The organism is Pedobacter ginsenosidimutans (assembly GCF_001442625.1).
Classification (GTDB): Bacteria; Bacteroidota; Bacteroidia; order Sphingobacteriales; family Sphingobacteriaceae; genus Pedobacter; species Pedobacter ginsenosidimutans.
Map to the genome: position 1 here is coordinate 228,310 of NZ_LMZQ01000007.1, position 17,274 is coordinate 245,583.

Annotated in this window: 12 protein-coding genes and 1 tRNA gene; 8 read left to right on the plus strand and 5 right to left on the minus strand. The window is 40.8% G+C overall.

Features of this window, described 5'->3' with window-relative positions; translation table 11 throughout:
- Nucleotides 1–3 precede the first annotated feature (3 nt).
- Nucleotides 4–3,207 carry a SusC/RagA family TonB-linked outer membrane protein gene (locus ASU31_RS12860; RefSeq protein ID WP_057932701.1) on the minus strand — a complete coding sequence of 1,068 codons (3,204 nt, stop codon included), beginning with the start codon at nt 3,205–3,207 and terminating at the stop codon, nt 4–6.
- A 663-nt stretch (nt 3,208–3,870) separates the two neighbouring features.
- Here ASU31_RS12860 and ASU31_RS12865 point away from each other — a divergent pair.
- The 5 genes from ASU31_RS12865 (at nt 3,871) to ASU31_RS28110 (ending at nt 9,374) form a co-directional block, all read left to right on the plus strand.
- Nucleotides 3,871–7,041, plus strand: a complete 3,171-nt coding sequence (locus ASU31_RS12865) for a ligand-binding sensor domain-containing protein (protein WP_157257994.1) — start codon at nt 3,871–3,873, stop codon at nt 7,039–7,041.
- Nucleotides 7,026–7,850 carry a response regulator transcription factor gene (locus tag ASU31_RS12870; protein WP_057932703.1) on the plus strand — a complete coding sequence of 275 codons (825 nt, stop codon included), beginning with the start codon at nt 7,026–7,028 and terminating at the stop codon, nt 7,848–7,850. Before ASU31_RS12865 ends, ASU31_RS12870 begins: the two co-directional genes overlap by 16 nt.
- Before the next feature lie 365 nt (nt 7,851–8,215).
- On the plus strand, nt 8,216–8,656 hold the full coding sequence (locus tag ASU31_RS12875; protein WP_245224538.1) for a DoxX family protein: 441 nt from the start codon (nt 8,216–8,218) through the stop codon (nt 8,654–8,656).
- 172 nt (nt 8,657–8,828) lie between these two features.
- A tRNA-Ser gene (locus tag ASU31_RS12880) sits at nt 8,829–8,913 on the plus strand.
- Between the two features lie 248 nt (nt 8,914–9,161).
- Nucleotides 9,162–9,374, plus strand: a complete 213-nt coding sequence (locus tag ASU31_RS28110; protein WP_057932705.1) for an Arm DNA-binding domain-containing protein — start codon at nt 9,162–9,164, stop codon at nt 9,372–9,374.
- Between the two features lie 369 nt (nt 9,375–9,743).
- Here the strand turns inward: ASU31_RS28110 and ASU31_RS12890 are convergent, their stop codons facing one another.
- The 4 genes from ASU31_RS12890 to ASU31_RS12905 are packed head-to-tail and all read right to left on the minus strand — an operon-like array spanning nt 9,744 to nt 15,015.
- Nucleotides 9,744–10,424, minus strand: coding sequence for a hypothetical protein (locus ASU31_RS12890; protein ID WP_057932706.1), 681 nt, complete (start codon nt 10,422–10,424; stop codon nt 9,744–9,746).
- A gap of 3 nt (nt 10,425–10,427) precedes the next feature.
- Nucleotides 10,428–12,656, minus strand: coding sequence for a hypothetical protein (locus tag ASU31_RS12895; protein WP_057932707.1), 2,229 nt, complete (start codon nt 12,654–12,656; stop codon nt 10,428–10,430).
- A gap of 2 nt (nt 12,657–12,658) precedes the next feature.
- Complete coding sequence (locus ASU31_RS12900) at nt 12,659–13,876, minus strand: hypothetical protein (RefSeq protein WP_057932708.1); 1,218 nt, start codon at nt 13,874–13,876, stop codon at nt 12,659–12,661.
- Nucleotides 13,873–15,015, minus strand: coding sequence for a hypothetical protein (locus tag ASU31_RS12905; RefSeq protein ID WP_167346184.1), 1,143 nt, complete (start codon nt 15,013–15,015; stop codon nt 13,873–13,875). The genes ASU31_RS12900 and ASU31_RS12905 overlap by 4 nt, the downstream gene beginning before the upstream one ends.
- A gap of 515 nt (nt 15,016–15,530) precedes the next feature.
- On the opposite strand from ASU31_RS12905, the gene ASU31_RS12910 reads away from it, so the two are divergent.
- The 3 genes from ASU31_RS12910 (at nt 15,531) to ASU31_RS12915 (ending at nt 17,157) form a co-directional block, all read left to right on the plus strand.
- Nucleotides 15,531–15,764, plus strand: coding sequence for a helix-turn-helix domain-containing protein (locus tag ASU31_RS12910; protein ID WP_157257995.1), 234 nt, complete (start codon nt 15,531–15,533; stop codon nt 15,762–15,764).
- A 142-nt stretch (nt 15,765–15,906) separates the two neighbouring features.
- Nucleotides 15,907–16,047 carry a hypothetical protein gene (locus tag ASU31_RS27475; protein WP_157257996.1) on the plus strand — a complete coding sequence of 47 codons (141 nt, stop codon included), beginning with the start codon at nt 15,907–15,909 and terminating at the stop codon, nt 16,045–16,047.
- Nucleotides 16,048–16,245: 198 nt separating this feature from the next.
- Nucleotides 16,246–17,157 (plus strand): DUF6615 family protein, encoded by a 912-nt coding sequence (locus ASU31_RS12915; RefSeq protein ID WP_057932711.1) that lies wholly within the window; start codon nt 16,246–16,248, stop codon nt 17,155–17,157.
- Nucleotides 17,158–17,274: the final 117 nt, after the last annotated feature.

The following is a 17,274-nucleotide window of genomic DNA, read 5'->3' on the forward strand; positions in this document are numbered from 1 at the left end:
ATGTTATAGCGATAATTTAAGACCGATGTTAAAGAACTTATTCTGTGGATATTGCAGTCCATTATCGTCTGCAATTTCTGGGTCTACACCATATTCTTTCAGGTTATCGATGGAGAACAGGTTATATCCGTTTACATATACCCTTGCATTCTGGATCTTGATTTTTTCTGCCCATCTTTTTGGCAAGGTATAACCAATTTCAAGTGTACGTGCCCTTAAGTACCTAACGTTGTGCAACCAGAAAGTCGAGTTTCTGGTATTGTTGCTATGGTCGCGATCGTTAAAACGGATTGCAGGATATTTACCGGCCACCCATGGGCTGTTCAGGTCGTAAAGATTAGTACGGTGCCAACTGTCATCCGCAAAATTCTGTAGCAAGGCACCTCCGTTCTGGAATGCCCAGCGCTGCTCCCAGTTCTGGTTCCATGAATACATGGCACCACCAGAAAAATCGGCGGTAAAATCGAAGTTTTTATAAGAGCCCCCGATGGTGAAACCAAAGCCGACGTTCGGCTGCCCCGCCGTGGTATAACCAATGGGCCTTTCATCTAAACCATCAATAATACCATCGCCATTCTGATCTTTGTAAATTAAATCGCCAGGCAATAAAGAGCGGTTTCCTTTTCCATCGATGTTCACTTTGTAATTATTGATTTCATCGATACTCTGAAACTGACCGGTTACTTCATAACCCCAAAAAATATCGGCATATCTATCCGTACCATTACTTCTGTAATTCTCCCATGAGTTGCCAAAACGTGGCTTATATCTTTCTAAAAGCTTCTTTCTGCTAATGGAAATGTTTCCACCAACATTGTAGTTAAACTCACCGATTTTATCTCTGTAGTTTAAAGAGAATTCACCTCCAAACTGTGCATCGCTCTCCAGGTTTTCAACATTTAAAGGATATCCTAGTTCAATCGGAACAATTACGTCGTTTTTAATGGCCGGTAAACCAGAACGTTTTCTATAAAAATAATCTGCCGTTCCCGAGAGTTTACTGCCGAACATCGTAAAATCAAGACCGATATCGGTAATTTTGCTTTTAAACCAGCTCAGGTTATTGATAATAGGACCTTTATCCCTCGAAGTAGTAATATTTTTTCCATCCAATATCACACTGCCCTGATTGTAGTTATAACCCGGGATATAGGCAAAAGGATCGATACCCACATCATCATCCCCTAATACCCCATAAGAAGCACGAAGTTTCAGATCATTTAAAACATTGCTTTCACCCAAAAGCGACTTCATAAATTTCTCTTGCGTAATTCTCCATCCAATAGATGCCGAAGGGAAATAACCTACACGTCTATCTGGCGCAAATTTCCAAGAGGCATCTCTACGACCGGAAAGCTCCAGGTAATATTTATTGTCGTAGTTATAATTTAACCTACCCACATAACCGATACGGGCCTGCTCTTCCTGTATATCAGCAAAATCCTGCCCATCCATATCGGCAAACTGCAGCACAGGTAAAATATTAGTTTGTGGTACAGCGTGTTGAAAGGTATAAGTTCTAAAACGATCCAAGCGCTCGGCTACCAATACCCCACCAACGGTATGTTTGCCAAAAGTGCGGTTATAATTGGCCTGAAGCTGATAGGTATTGGTGTATACTTTTTCGTTTCTACGCTCTCTATATGGATTTGAACTGCCTACTTTTTGTTCGTAAATACCCGTTTCCGGATGGTAGGTATATACATTGTATGTATACTCATGCCCGTTGATTACATTATCGGCAATGTAATAAGAATATAAGCCTTTTATTTCCAAACCTTTGATAGGCGTTTCGTAAGAGGCTGATAAATTGGTCTGTAAAACCCTCCAGTCTGATTTCCAGTAACCGCTTAAAGCTTTACTCTGCACAGCGAACTGCTCTGTATTGTGCCCGATATCGTTCGGGTAATTCGGATTGCCATTGGCATAAGCCTGTTCGGTAGGCCTGTTTCTCAATAAGGCAAAACGGGCAGCCCAGTAATCATCTCCCCCCGGTACGCCTGGCTGATCGCGGCTTTCTATACGGCCATTGATGAGCATCCCCACTTTAAAACGGTCGGTTATTTTAGCTTCAATATTACTCTGAATATTGGTCCGGTTAAAATCGAATTCTCTTGCTTTTCCATATACGCCCTTCTGATCTAAACGGGTAGCAGAAAAGTAATAGTTTACCCGGTCACTTCCACCCGAAGCACTTAGGTTAACTGAAGTTTGGGGTGCATTAGGCGCAATGATAATGTCTTTCCAGTTCTGGCTTTGGTAGCCATATTCTGTTCCTGCTTTCCATTTATCGAGTTCGGCCTGGGTAATACTGGTTGCGCCGTTCTGGTTCATTTCTGCAGTAGCCTGCCCCACTTTCCATTGGTAAGCATCGGTAGTTTCCGGGAAACGCACCCAGTTCTGCCAGCCCGTGTAAGCATCAACGCTAAAGGTATTGCGGGTACTGTTTTTTCCTCTTTTAGTGGTAACCAAAATTACACCGTTTGATGCCCTGCTACCATAAATAGCAGCCGATGCATCTTTAAGCACACTGATACTTTCGATATCGTTAGGTGAAATATTATTAAACTGGCCAGCATCCTGTTGAATACCATCTATAACATAAAGCGGGTTCCCCATGTTACGGATCTGGATATTCGCGCTCGCACCAGGCCTTCCGTCAGGCATTCTGAAAGATACACCTGGTAGCTTTCCGGCCAGGCCTGTACTTACCGTAGAACCACCGTGCACTTTTTCGAGGTCTTTGCTGCTGATTGATGAAATGGCGCCCGTAATGGCTTCCTTTTTCTGCGTGTTGTAGCCCACCACAATAACCTCTGACAGATCGTTATTAGAAGGCTTAAGGCTAACATTTATTTGCGTACGACCAGCCAATGCAACTTCCTGATTGGCGTATCCCACATAAATAAAGATCAGGGTAGCATTTTTATCGCTTACCTGAATTTTGAATTTTCCATTGCCATCTGTAGTTACTCCTGTGTTGGTACCCTTAACTTTAATACTGGCACCAACTACCGTTTCTCCTTTTTCGTCGGTTACTGTTCCGGTAACAGCTGTTTGCTCCTGGGCACTGAGCTGAAAGGAAAGTAAGATTAAGGTGATGGAAGTAAAAATAGCGGAGAGGACTTTACGCTTCAGAAACATTTTTTGAAGCGGGTACCAATCCAGGCAGACAAAACCGCCATAAGAGAATAAACTTCTTTTCATATTAGGTTAGGGATTTGGTTAGTTAAAGAGCTAAATGGATTTAGTTCTATTTAATTCTTATCCAAAGATTCGGTTTTTAGCTTTTCGGAGGGATACGCATTTGTATCAATCTTTCTTCATTTTGTCTCGATTTGTGTTTAAGGAGTCTGTTTAGCCACGGAGACTCAGAAACACAGAAAATGCCGTTCAATGCGTCATCCTGAGTTCAGCTCAGGATCTTAAGCAACAGTTTTTTGGAAATGAGGGGCTGGCACATTTCGGTTAGGAAAGCCCTGCTATCTCTTCAAGTCCTCACTCATGCTTCGCTCCGGGCTTTACGTTCTATCAGGTTTATTTAACAAAGGCCTGTAGCGCTATTGAAATCAGCCTCGCCGGTTTTTTGCGTTAGGGATTGTAAGGGTTCAGTACCGATCCTTCATCGGTACCGGAGCGAAGCGCAGCCCTGAAAAGCCCGACCTTTGCGCAGCTTAGGTAACGCCCAGATTAGTTTGCAATTGGCAGTTAACAGTTTTCAGGTTTATAAAATTTGAGTTTCTTAAATCTTTAAGGCTTTCCCAAATAAAATGGAATCTGTCTCAATCTTTCTACGTATCCGCTCAAATTCAATTTAGCCTGAAAGCAAAACATTTCTTTAATATATTTGATGCAGCTGACCAAGATATCTTGAAAAAATTCTTCATCCTTTTATGCCTGTTGTTTTCGGTCCACATGCTGTGGGCTCAACCTTATTATTTCAGGCATTACCAGGTAGAAAACGGACTTTCTAACAATACCGCCTTTTGCAGTGTGCAGGATGGAAACGGTTTTATGTGGTTTGGCACAAAAGATGGTTTAAACCGCTTTGATGGTTATTCTTTTAAAACCTATCGCCACGACCCAGACCAGGGCGGCAGTTTAGGCAACGATTTAATCTATGCGCTCCACCACGATCTGGATCAAACACTTTGGGTAGGCACGAACAGCGGCGTGTACCAATACAATCCGGCAAAAGAAAGCTTCACCATCATCAAAGAAACTAAAGGAATGCGGATTATAGATCTGGCCAGCGATCAGCGTGGAAATTTATGGATCTTATCTTCATTCAAAATATACCTTTATCAAAAGCGCACAAAAAAAGTACAGGCTTTTACCCATAATGCACCTTTCGATGCCTCGCTGGTAACGGTTTTAAAAGATGGCAGCGTATGGATCAGTACCGGAAGGGGAACCGTTGAAAAATACAATCCCAAAGCGAATAATTTTCAGCGATTTAATATCAATGGTAAAAATGCCAAAACCGAATACGGCTGGGTATCCAGAATTGCAGAAACAGAAAATGGAAATTTACTGGTAGGCACTACCAATCAGGGTGTTAAGCTCTTCAATCCTATTACTTTAGCATCGAAAAATATACTCCGGTTAAACGACGACCAAACGCCAATTTTTGTACGGGATATCAAAAAAACAGGTCCTCATGAGTTTTGGATTGCCACCGAATCGGGCATTTACATTTATAATGATGAAAGTGGAGCGATTATCCACATCAAAAAACAATACAATAACGATTATTCTTTAAGCGATAATGCGGTTTACACCATCTGCCTTGACCGCGAAGGAGGCGTTTGGACGGGCACTTATTTTGGAGGCGTAAATTACTATTCGAGCCATACTTCACTGTTTACCAAATACTTTCCTCAAAAAGGCACTAATTCGATCAGTGGAAGCGATGTAAGGGAAATTACCAAGGATGGAAACGGAAATTTCTGGATCGGTACGGAAGATGCCGGGCTGAACAAACTCGATGTAAAAACAGGAATATTTAAACATTTCTTACCGGATGGAAAACCTGGAAGCATTGCCTATTCCAATATTCATGGTCTGCTTGTTGACGGCAACAAACTCTGGATTGGCACTTTCGAACATGGACTGGATGTTTTAGATCTGAAAACAGAAAAGGTAATTAAACATTACCAGGCAGGTGTTGGAAATGCCTTACGCACCAACTTTATCGTTACTTTTTGTAAAACACGGTCTGGTGAAATTTTAGTTGGAACCATTAACGGGATTTACCGTTATAACCGAAAACGCGATGATTTTGAACCTGTTGCCGGCCTCCCCTTTATTTTTTACTATTCGGTTATCGAAGACAGTAAGGGTAATATCTGGGCAGGTAGCTTTAACGATGGTTTATTTCAGTTTAACTTATCAAAATCAGGCTATGTGAACTATCGAAATATTCCGACAGATGCGAAAAGTTTAAGTCATAACACCGTAAATAATGTTTTTGAAGATAGTAAACAACGGATTTGGGTAACCACTGACGGTGGTGGACTTTGCAGGATTGACCAGAAAACACATCAGTTTAAGCGTTATGGCATAAAAAATGGTTTTCCCAGCAATTACCTTTTCCGCATTGAAGAAGATGCTGCAAACAAGTTCTGGATTAGCAGTACCAGGGGGCTTATCCATTTTGACCCCAACACAGGCCTCAGCAAAACCTATTCTAAAGCCAACGGATTGCTTACCGATCAGTTCAACTACAGTTCTGCCTATCAGGATGAGGATGGCCGAACCTATTTTGGGAGCGTAAAAGGGCTGGTCAGCTTCAATCCGGCTAATTTAAAAGCAACATCTTACCAAACGCCTGTATTTTTAACCGGGTTTCAGATCAACAGTTCAGAAATCGGTTTAAATGGGAAAGATTCTGTTTCTAACAAATCGATCGTTTATGCCGATACCATCGAACTTAACTACAACCAATCTTCTTTTAGTATCGATTTTGCGGCATTAAGTTATCTATCGCCAGAAATGACGGAGTATGCCTACAAAATGACAGGGCTTTATAAAAACTGGGAATATTTAAAAACCAACAGGAAGGTTTATTTTACCAAACTTGCCCCTGGGAATTATATTTTTGAAGTGAAAGCATTGGTTGAAGGAAGTAGTACCTGGAGCACCAAAAATGCGAAGTTACTGATCAAAATCCGTCCTCCTTTTTACCTCAGTCCCCTTGCTTATCTGCTTTATCTGATCGCCGCAGGAGGAATTATTTTCTTCCTGGTACGGAGATACCACCGAAAAATTGCGTTAAAAAACAGCAGAAGAATGGAAGTTTTTGAGCATGAAAAACAAAAAGAAGTGTATCAGGCGAAAATCGAATTCTTCACCAATGTTGCCCACGAAATCAGGACACCGCTCACACTGATTATCGGCCCGATGGAGAAACTGATTAAACAGGCCGATGCCATACCTGCAATAGAAAAGAATTTACGGATTATGGGGCGGAACACCGATAGGTTACTCAAATTGACCAATCAGTTACTGGATTTCAGGAAAACCGAAACCAGTGAATTTTCATTAAACTTCGTAAAGGCTGATATTTCAGAAATCCTAAAAGATGTATTTCTTCAGTTTCAACCTGCTGCAGAACAGCAAGACATTAAGTATAACCTTGATTTACCTGAGAAAAAACTCTATGCTTATATCGACGTTGAGGCTTTTTACAAAATGATCAGCAATTTGGTAGACAATGCCATTAAATACGGAAAAACCACGGTACACATCAACTTATCATTACAGGCAGGCGACAAGTTTGCTGTGAGGGTAAAAAACGACGGACATAGTATCCCCATTGAAATTAAAGACAAGATATTTGAACCTTTTTTTAGGGGCAAAGAAACAGAAATAAAGGCAGGAACGGGAATAGGTTTATCGATTTCAAAATCGCTTGCTCAACTGCACAGCGGGGAGCTTTATTTAGATTTTAATGATCGTGATTTTAATATATTTGTATTAGAATTGCCTATCCATCAACTTATAGAATTTAACCTGAACGGAAAATGGAAGAAATTATAGGCACGCTGACCATAAAAGATACTGAAGATATGGAAAGATCTGTAGTGTTACTGGTTGATGATAATGAAGATATCCTTGATTTCATTTCAGATGATCTCGAAGAAAAATACCATGTATTACAGGCCAGAAACGGCATAGAAGCATTAGAAATATTACAGCGTGAAATTGTTCAACTCATCATTAGCGATGTAATGATGCCAGAAATGGACGGTTTCGAATTTTGTGCGAAAGTAAAATCTACCTTAGAATTCAGCCACATCCCCGTTATACTGCTTACCGCAAAAAATTCATTGCAATCTAAAATTGAAGGATTGGAACTGGGTGCAGATGCCTATGTAGAAAAGCCCTTTTCTCCCGAGTTTTTACAGGTACAGATTTCAAGCCTGATTAAAAACAGGAACAAGATCAAGGAATATTTCGCGAGCTCCCCCCTGCTCCACCTTAAAAGTATTGCTTATTCAAAGGCAGACGAACTGTTTTTAGAAAAATTACAGGATACCATTAACAAGAATATCAGCAATCAGGAGCTGGATGTAGAGCATCTGGCAGAAAAGATGAACATGAGCCGGCCAACCTTATACCGGAAAATTAAATCTATTTCTAACCTTAGCCCCAATGAACTGATTAATTTGGCAAGGCTAAAAAAAGCGGCCGAACTTTTAAATGAAGGGGTACTAAAAATTTACGAAATCTCAGAAATGGTTGGTTATAGCTCTCAATCTCACTTTGGCAGAAACTTTGCCAAACAATTCGGCATGTCGCCCACTGATTACGTAAACAATAAAATAGCGGATAAGAAGAAAGGGTAATTTTAAAGGGTTACCAAGGATTGAAGCGTATATAAACTAAGATAAATCGTCATTTCGAGCGGACCCGATAGCTATCGGGTGCAGCGTAGCCGAGAAATCTACGTATATAGATCTCTCTCCCGAAAGTTCGGGACTGCGCTTCAGTCGAGATGACGACTCTTTTTATTGAAGTCTAATGGTATCGGAGTCGAAAGATATTACCGTACATTTCCGGCCATTCAATTGGGTGTAGATAATTAGTAAATTAACCACATCAAGAATTGAAGCGTGTTATTTTCCATCTCAAAATCAAACAATTAGCTAGCCATTGTTATTTTCTTAATTTTTCCGTAAATTGTCATAACCAAAATATAGAAGTTATGAACATGCTTAAGAAAATCCAGATCTGGGGCGATCACCATCACCCAAAATGGTTAGACTATTTTAGAATCTTATTAGGCCTTATTTTAATTTGGAAGGGAATTGATTTTTACATCAATATGCAAGCCTTTAGTAATTTAATGAGGGGCGCTTTCTTAGGCACCGCTGTGAGCATTAGCTTACTGGCACACCTGATTATTATGTTGCACATTATTGGGGGCTTAGCCATTACCCTTGGCACACATACCCGTGTATTCTGCCTGGTTAATTTACCAATACTGATTGGGGCGGTATTCTTTGTGAATATTTCTGGTGGTATTTTTAAACCCTATTCAGAATTTTGGTTTTCGGTCTCGGTATTAATCGGACTCGTTTGTTTTGCAATTGAGGGAAATGGTATTTTATCGGTAGACCGGGAAAAAATTTACCCTAAACAGGCGCTTTAGTTTAAACCTAAAGCCCAAAATTGCAGCTAAAATGGCCTTTATTGGTCCTTTATTTGTTTTTTTGAAGGTTTTTATGCGAGCTAACTAAATGATTAGCAACGCTTAAAATATTTATGCAAATATTTGAATGGAAATCATTTGGAGATTTGCGCCAAGTTCGTACTTTTGCAGCGGAGAGCTGGCAGAGTGGTCGAATGCGGCAGTCTTGAAAACTGTTGACTGTAACAGGTCCGGGGGTTCGAATCCCTCGCTCTCCGCACAAATGGCATTAAAGTCCTTAAAAAGCCCGCAAATCGTATGATAGCGGGCTTTTTGCGTTCCTAGGGGTATCATTCGATTCCTTCACTAACATACCCAAAGTGAAAGATTCGGTGAGTCACCATGAAAAATTCAAATGACCCACCGAAGACGACTTAAACCGTTAGATATCAAGCTGTTTAGCGATTAAACATCTTGATTTGATTTGCCTGCAAAGTTAGATTTGTTAACCATTAAGGTGAGTACTATGAAAACTAATTTTAGCTTGCTCTTTTATTTAAAGAGGCAAAAAAACTATCAATTTGGACCTGTAGCTATCTACATGCGGATTATTGTCAACGGAAAACGGGTGGAAATGACATCCGGAAGATCCTGTGAACCCAGTCAATGGAATACTGTAAATGGGCCGGAGCAGTGGAAAGAAAGAAGATTCAAAATCCCTCAATGCCTACCTGGATGATCTTCAATTAAGATCCATGAGCCCCATCGTCAATTAACACTTCATAATGAAGAAGTCACAGCAATCTCTATCAGAGATAGATTTCTTGGAAAATAAGGAAGCCATCATACTATAATAGGCGTATTCAAGGAACACAACAGAAAGTTGGAGATCCTCATCGGGTCAGAATATACGAAGGGGACCGCTGAGCGATATCGCACATCATTAAAGCATACTATAGACTTTAAAACGGCTACCGAATTATTTCTCCGCAATTCTATTTTAAATCCGAACTGCTTGTAAGCGCAACCAAGGATATTTGTGGAGCTTCTCTACAAGGTTGTGTATTAGACAACTTATTAGTGAACGTTTACTTATAAATCTCTTCTATTATTTGATTACTATTGAAATTTCCTTAAAAGTGTCAACCGTCACCGTCTGCAATTCACTCACCAGTTTTACTTTGCCGTCTTCACTTTTGAACATTGCCTTAATATGGACTTTTTGAGGTAATTGCATTGCTAGTGACAAGCCTACGTTATTCGAGGTAAGCGTACATATTGACCCATATCCCACAAGGTCGGGGTCTAATTTTGCCAGTTCTTCACTTGAATAAAAGATCACCTTTGCCCCAGAAATAGCCCCGGAGCCCTTGTCTGTGACATTAAGTAATACCCCTTTCATGTTTTTGGTATCCAAATTGGCCATGAATGTGTAACTATTGAGGTCGGCAGAACTACCTGTAAAAGTCTGTTCCCCTGCGTAAACTGCCCTGTATTGGTTTGCATCAGTAAATTCTTGCCGATAGCTCAATTTGTACTGGCCACTACCTTCAAGTCCAGGAAAGCTGAAAACCCCTAATTTATCTGTTAACAAATTAAACTTACTTCCCCTACTGAGATCATTTAGTTCAATTTTTTGATCAGGTAATACCTTAGGTGGTTCATTTGGAACCAAAATAGATTGAATTTTCGCAACTGCAGTTAGGTCAATCCTCGCTGGAAAATCTTTCTTGCAACTACTAAAAGTTGTAGCCAGGATGATCAGTATAATGTAATGTTTCAGATCCATTGTCTATTGTTTTGATTTTGAGGATGATTTTTTGTTCGTTTCAGACTTTAATATTGCGTACGAAAGAGATATAAAGGCACCTGGACGAAATTGTTTTCTATATTCCAAGGTAGGCTGGGTAGCATATAAATTGCTGCCATAAAGCTCGCTTTTTACTGTACGTAACTGAGACGCGGCAATCCCGAAAGATATGAGTATGCGGTTATCTATTCCAAAGGACGGCGTCAACCCGAGCATAAACGTAGGCAGTGGTTTTTCTTCTATAGAGGCGCCAACCCCGAAAGTAAGAGATAATCCGAAGTCGCCACCAAACCGGCGCCCAACGTTAGCGAAAGCACCAAGGCCATAGGGAACGGCTGGGCTCCCATTTTCGACCAACCTATAACTGGCATTAGCATCCACTAAATTGCCAGAAGAAGGAACGCTTATCCAGTCATAAGATTTTAAGCTGTTGTTTGCAAACACATTCACGAATGGTCCAGAAGAAAAGCTAAAGGTTGTTTTGCTCCTAATAGAGAAATTCAAATTAAATTTATCGTGATAGGTCGGCAGAAAGCCCATTTTAGTTGCAATGTCAGTATCCCTAGCATTGATATCAATCGTCAACGCTAATTTTTCGCCTTCAGGATAAATCGGTGGTAAGCGGTAGAAGAAGTTTTCTCTGGCAATATTTTTATCAAATAGGTAAAGTTTTCTAAGGTCATCTATCGTTGGTAACGCCCCCCTCACTTTATCCATTGCCTGTCTAAAGGGCAGTGAATTTCTTAGCGTAAGCAGCTCTTCAGAAAGTTTTGTCTTAGCGGCTTTATCACAGGCGAGGCCAAGCTTGCTGAGCTCAGTTTTGAGCGGCGTCAAAATTTTATTGAGACTGTCGATTTTGTCCTTTTCTGATTCCTTTAATTTTGAAATATCTTTTGTCAATACCTCAATCTTATCTGCCAGCGCACATGCCGTTTCCATTTTATCATAGGTAGCCTGTTTGGCGGTAATTTTTTCATTGAGTTCTACACCACCAGGAACTCCTTTAAGGGTTGTGAGTTCCAGCTGAAGTAATTTATAGTTTATATTGGTAAGCTGTTTGGAGTAGTAACTGAACTCCTCAGTAGGCAGGGCTTCGCCACAACATTTTGCCGTTGGACATAACAGGTAAGCTTTAAGCTGATATTCTAACAATTTATTATAATCGTCCTCAAATTTTTGAAGTTCGTTTATCAATTCACTTGGATCCTCATTTTCATCTTCTCCACCAACTTGATGTTTATCTACTGTTTTGAGTTTATCGGCAAGGACCCCCGCCAAATTACCTGTCCCGCCAAAATAGCTGCTCCACAATGCTGGTGTTTCTGATTTAAAGGTAATATCATCCACTGTAACCTCTACATCATATAAATACCTGTTTATCCCAGCGATTTTGAAACGCAGTAAACGGCGGTCTTTGGCTTTTATGTCCCTGAGATCATTTACAACATAGTAGTCAATTTGTCCCTTTCCCTCATTTCCGACAACAAGTCTTGCCTGGACTAAGAGTTTACATTTGAAATCGTAGATCAGATCCCCGTCTCTATCTTCGCAGGCCGGGCAGTCTTGATAATCTGCATTATTTAATCTGTCTGCTCGCATCGCCGCCAACAGTTTAGCCTGCTGTTTTTTTTCTTTATTGGTTAATGGTAGCTTCCCGATAGCGCCAACACGCTGTGACAAGTCATTTAAGTTCGCATTAGTTTTAGAAATTTTACCTTCAAAATCAGCTCGAACTTGGCCGATCTTTGAGTCAACTTGCGCAGTAGCCATTGCATTAGTTATTGACTCTGCCTTTTCTTCCTTGACGGTTATAGCAATCAAAAAAGGAGTTATATTTCCATAGTTTACGGTAAACGAAACTTGATCGCCTGCTGAAAGCTTGCCAGTAATATCCGTTAACGAAAATGAGTTAGTAGACTCCAAAACCCCAGTTTTTTCTTTCAACGTTATAGACTTGACATTACTAGCCTTGTCCATTATTTGAAGAGTACTTTTATCCAAAAATTGTTTACGTTCACTGATAGAAGGTAATTTATCAAATTTAATGTTGATTGGCTGGTTTTCTGAAACCTCACGCTTTACAGGGGCAGTTGCCTCTCCCCAGTTAAGATTTATGGTGGCAGCTTTCTGAGCGTCTGCGTTTAACACACCCAGAAAAAGTGCTAGTATCAGAAAAAAGATGATTTTAGATTTGGCTTTAGCGTTATTCATTTTTATGTATGGGGTTTTATGGAAAATTTAAATTCAAGCGCGGCGAAGGGTAGAATAAAAGAGCACCTTTCAATTTCCTTTCCCTTGGTTATGCCTGCGATAATATAACCCACAAGAAAATTATTTTCGGGGTCAATTACAGGGGCACCGGAATCACCTTTGTCTGACATGCAACTTGTTTCAATTAAGCCCGACATCACAATGCCTTTACCTAGGTCCCGCCCGGTGGTATGCAATGTTCTAAAAGTTCCTACCGAATCCAATGTCTTGGCACCGTATTTTCTTAACACTTTATCTTTATTGAATTTGGTCTTTAGCTCTTTCATTGTATAATAACCCGCGAAATTTACTTTGTCAGGTAGTCTATTTGAAAGTTTCGCCTGTCCTATATCTATCAATGCATAATCATAACCAGGACCGTAACCACCCTCCACAACAGTTCCACTCAGCAAGCTGGAAACCTCTTGCTTTGTTCTCAAAGGGGATGGAAAGCTCACCTTGCGATTTTGATTATCTAGCGTAAATATCCCGCTTTTAAATAGCGCGTTACAGGCCACGTGGAAGCAGGCAAGCAGTAAGAGTTGTTCGCCATATTTATCACGCCTTGTAACCAAGCTTGCCCGCGAGCCAAAGCCTTGGGCAACCCCACCAATCATCTCTGAAAGGCTACCGCCCATCGTGTAATTCGGTCCCTCGTCCGCCTCTATGGCATCGGTTGATTCATGCAATATGATATCCCGCATTTTTCTTACATCGGTGGTTAGTGCAAGACCCCGGTGGTTGATTTTTGCCGGGATCGGCCACACTGTATTATCGTCTTTTTCTGACACATAAAAAACAAGGGAAAGTTCATCTGTGAAAATCTCATTCAAACTTTTATAGCCAACTGCGAGTCCTTTAAATCCCTTACCTCCCTTGGCTGCAAAATCCGCACTAAGCTCGTTTGCCGCAGTTATGTAAATGTCCAATTGCTGTTCCTGAGTAAACGATGATATCGAAATCGCTGGCTGGAGCAATTCCACTGTCTGCATGATTCCGCCGCTCCAGTAGAAATTGCCATCTTCGGAACATCGATACCAGATAGCGTTACCTTCAATCATGGTGCCTGTTAAAACATGAGAGATTTCCAAGGTATCGCCCGGCTTTCTGTATAAGGGACATTCAGCAGCTATCTGTGCGCTTTTACGGGCGTTGAGGTATTTGCAAACGGTTACTTTCATCCTACTCTAGATATAATTTCCTCCGAAGGATTTGACGGTGGATTCGAAGCCGCTTCTTTCACTCCTGCTGCCCTCAGGTTGATGAACTTATTGAGTAAGTCAAACCAGAATGCCGCGCCGAGCGAGATGGCCAGTCCTGTTATAAGCCATCCCAAAAATCTAATCATTGGTTTACTTTCTTGCGGCAATTGAACTATGATGGAGCACCCCGACGACTGTTTCTGGAGCATTTGAATTGTTCTCTGATCTAATTTTTTTGCTTTGGAAAACTTAGCAAGGGTATCAAGGATGCCTTGCTTGCAATTGTTTTTGACCTTATCAAAATCGTAACCTAGGCCGAGTATGAGATTTACCGCTTTGGCATCTGTTTTAAGTGCTCTAATTTCCTTTTGGGTTATGGTATCATTTTTCGAAGCATTTTCTTCTTGCTGGCTAGCAACGTTACCTTGTACCATTCCCCCATACACCGAAGCCCTGGAGGTGGCAAAATCTGCTAACTGCTCGCGAGCTGTTTTGCTGTTGATCAGAATTTTACTGATTGCAATCGAATCGATATTGAATATGACAGCTAATGCGAAACCGAGACAGAAAAGGATTTTTTGTGTCTGTTTTTTATACCATCCGATGCTCCGATCCATAACAGAATTGAACCAAGTCTCTAAGAAAATTTGAAATTTATTAATATCGCCATTTGAGTTAATGTAGAGCTGTTTGAGATACCTAATTGTACTTGGCGAAAGGACTACACTGCCTATTTTTCCGTTAAGTAGATTTTCTCGAATTCTATTCATCGGATTTGCTGTATGATCAAAGCCATCTCCCCTTAATATATTAATCATTACTTGTGAAAAATCCTTGGGACTTATGTAGGAAGGACGTGCGTTGCTTCGGTTTTCGCCTAGAGTGTTGATCAAAGGGTCGTCGTAAAAAGCTTTCATCAACGAGCCTTCGGACATCGGACTAAAATAATTACTAAGTCCGGTTAAGCAATCCCAGGGTATGTTAACTAACGAAAAAGAATTCCTTGGTTTTTTACCGTCCAACATCCCCCTGATGGTTTTCATCAGGTTTCTGCTACGAAGAGAAAACCATTGTGAAACCATTTCTTGCAGAATAGTTGCCAATAAACTGTACAGCAAAAATATAAATATAAGCCCTAGGCTAACATCTATAGCAGCATTATCGAACACGTGAGTTGTCTGCCTAAATTTGGGTAAAAACTGTCTTTAAGTGCTGGTTAACTCTGCGGAAAGCAGCTGAGCCTCGATGTAAATGTCTAAGATCGGAAATGGCGGGTTTAATAATGGTATCCATGAGCGCTTGTTTGGTTTGTTTCGTTAAATCACCGCTTGCAGCCTTTGTAAGCCGCTGGGAACATCATCACATATCTAACTCTAATATAGCCATTTACAAACGGCTCACAATACCTATTTTTTGGTATTTTTAATATTTCGCTTAGAGATTTTGAGGTGGACTCTATGTGGGACATAAAAGATACCTGGTTGTTAAGATTACCGCTTGCGGAGACAGATTGTTAAAATTCAGTTAAATTTCAAGTGTTGAGTATTACTACACCCTATAACATTTTTTTCAATTCTTAGTCCATACTAAGAACAAAAAACTGAAATTTTATGCTTTTTGCACTACTATGGGAATGAAATCAAACTTTGAGCTTGCCATTGTGGAGAATGTGAAGAGAATCCGTAATCAGCATAAAAAATATCAGCCCTATATCGCTATGGTGCTGGAAGTTACGGATGGATACATCGGACAAATTGAAAGTGTTCGCTCCGCTAGTATGTATTCCTTTGACCAGCTTAACAAAATCGCGCAGGAGTTTAATTGTAGTCCCAAGGACTTCATGCCCGCAGAATCCGTCCAAGAATAAACCAAATTAGACATGAACCACGCCCTCCCTCTCTCTTTTTCCATTTTATATAAGCCTTCATTCATTCGGTACTGGCAGATTTATGCCGCGGCAAAAATAAGGCATCGAGAGGAAATCAGCTTTTAATGAAATTTTAGATTATATGTTCAAATATATATTTGATAAGTTAAGTATTGCTTCAAAAGAAGCAGTCATCGATGGCAACCATGCCAACATCGATAACTTCAAGGATTACCTGCATGTTGACCGTGAAGTAGATGCACTATTAGAAAATATTGATTAACATCAATCCAGAGCAAAAACACTGTTCTCCGCTTAATGGCCTGCTCCTGTACCCGAATTTTATGTGTTGTTTTCCTAAGCTCGGCAGTTTATATTAGCGAAGCAATTGTACCGGTGAGTATGGGTTTTATAATGGGTTAATATTTTTTTGCCGTTAGGGTTTCGCAATTGGAATAATGAAAATCAAATCGCCTAGATCATGAGTAATGAACACTACCTAAGGGGCCGCGAAGTTGTGGGCCCCTGTGAGCTGCTGAGGGCAGTCGAACAGGATACCTGGGCACGTATTGGCTTTACCAGGGAAACCCCTGGTCTTCGGATCATGGAGACTACGATTACCCAAAATATCGTTTATGAGCTCCGGCTGCTCAAACATCGATTTGGCCATATTGGATACACCCTTTTTGAGTCTAGAAACGAGAAGGCGAATGGCCACGACTTGCTGCTGCGCATCCTATCGAGCAAAAACGAGGTCTACACTTATGCTCTGCAGGCCAAGATTATCTACCATAACCTGGGCGATGTTAAAAAGGGAACCCACTTGGATGACGGTACCTATCCGCAGTTCAAGCACATGGTGGGCAAAGGTCCCGAGGCGGATTCACAGGTGAACATCCTGTTGGACTATGCAAAAAAAAGGGGTTACATCCCGATGTACCTGATGTACAATTATGTACGAAAAAAACGCCCAAAATCTAAAGGCTTAGGTTGCACCGTGGTGGGTGCCCAAAAGATGAAAGACCGTTTCCCAGACACCTCAGGTAAGGACCTAAGTGATAAGGTCAGGTATAGCCAACTCCATTTTAAACATGCTTTCCCACTTTCTGATCTGGCTTGTATTTTTTCGGGTCTTGATGACGAATTGATTTTGGAGGCTTCAGGTTTACCGCCGGATTACGCGCTTACAAAAGCGCCTCGCTCTGCTTTGAGAATAGACGAGGAATGGTTAAAAATGGAGGATGAAAACCGGGTCATGGAATTTATCCAACCTCGGCCCCTATCCACTAACCGGCAGGGATCAAATGAGCTAAATGATACGGTAGCTATTCCATCTTCTGGCTTTAACCCAAGATTTCATCTGGAACTGGATCTAAGGAATCGTCATTATTAACAAATGAAGGGATAAAGGTTAGTGATACGCAGTAACTTTGAGTGTAGTCGATGGCAAGCAGACCAGATGCGGTTTGGGTATTTGGCGCATTATTTTTTAGCTGCGCTAAACCATAAA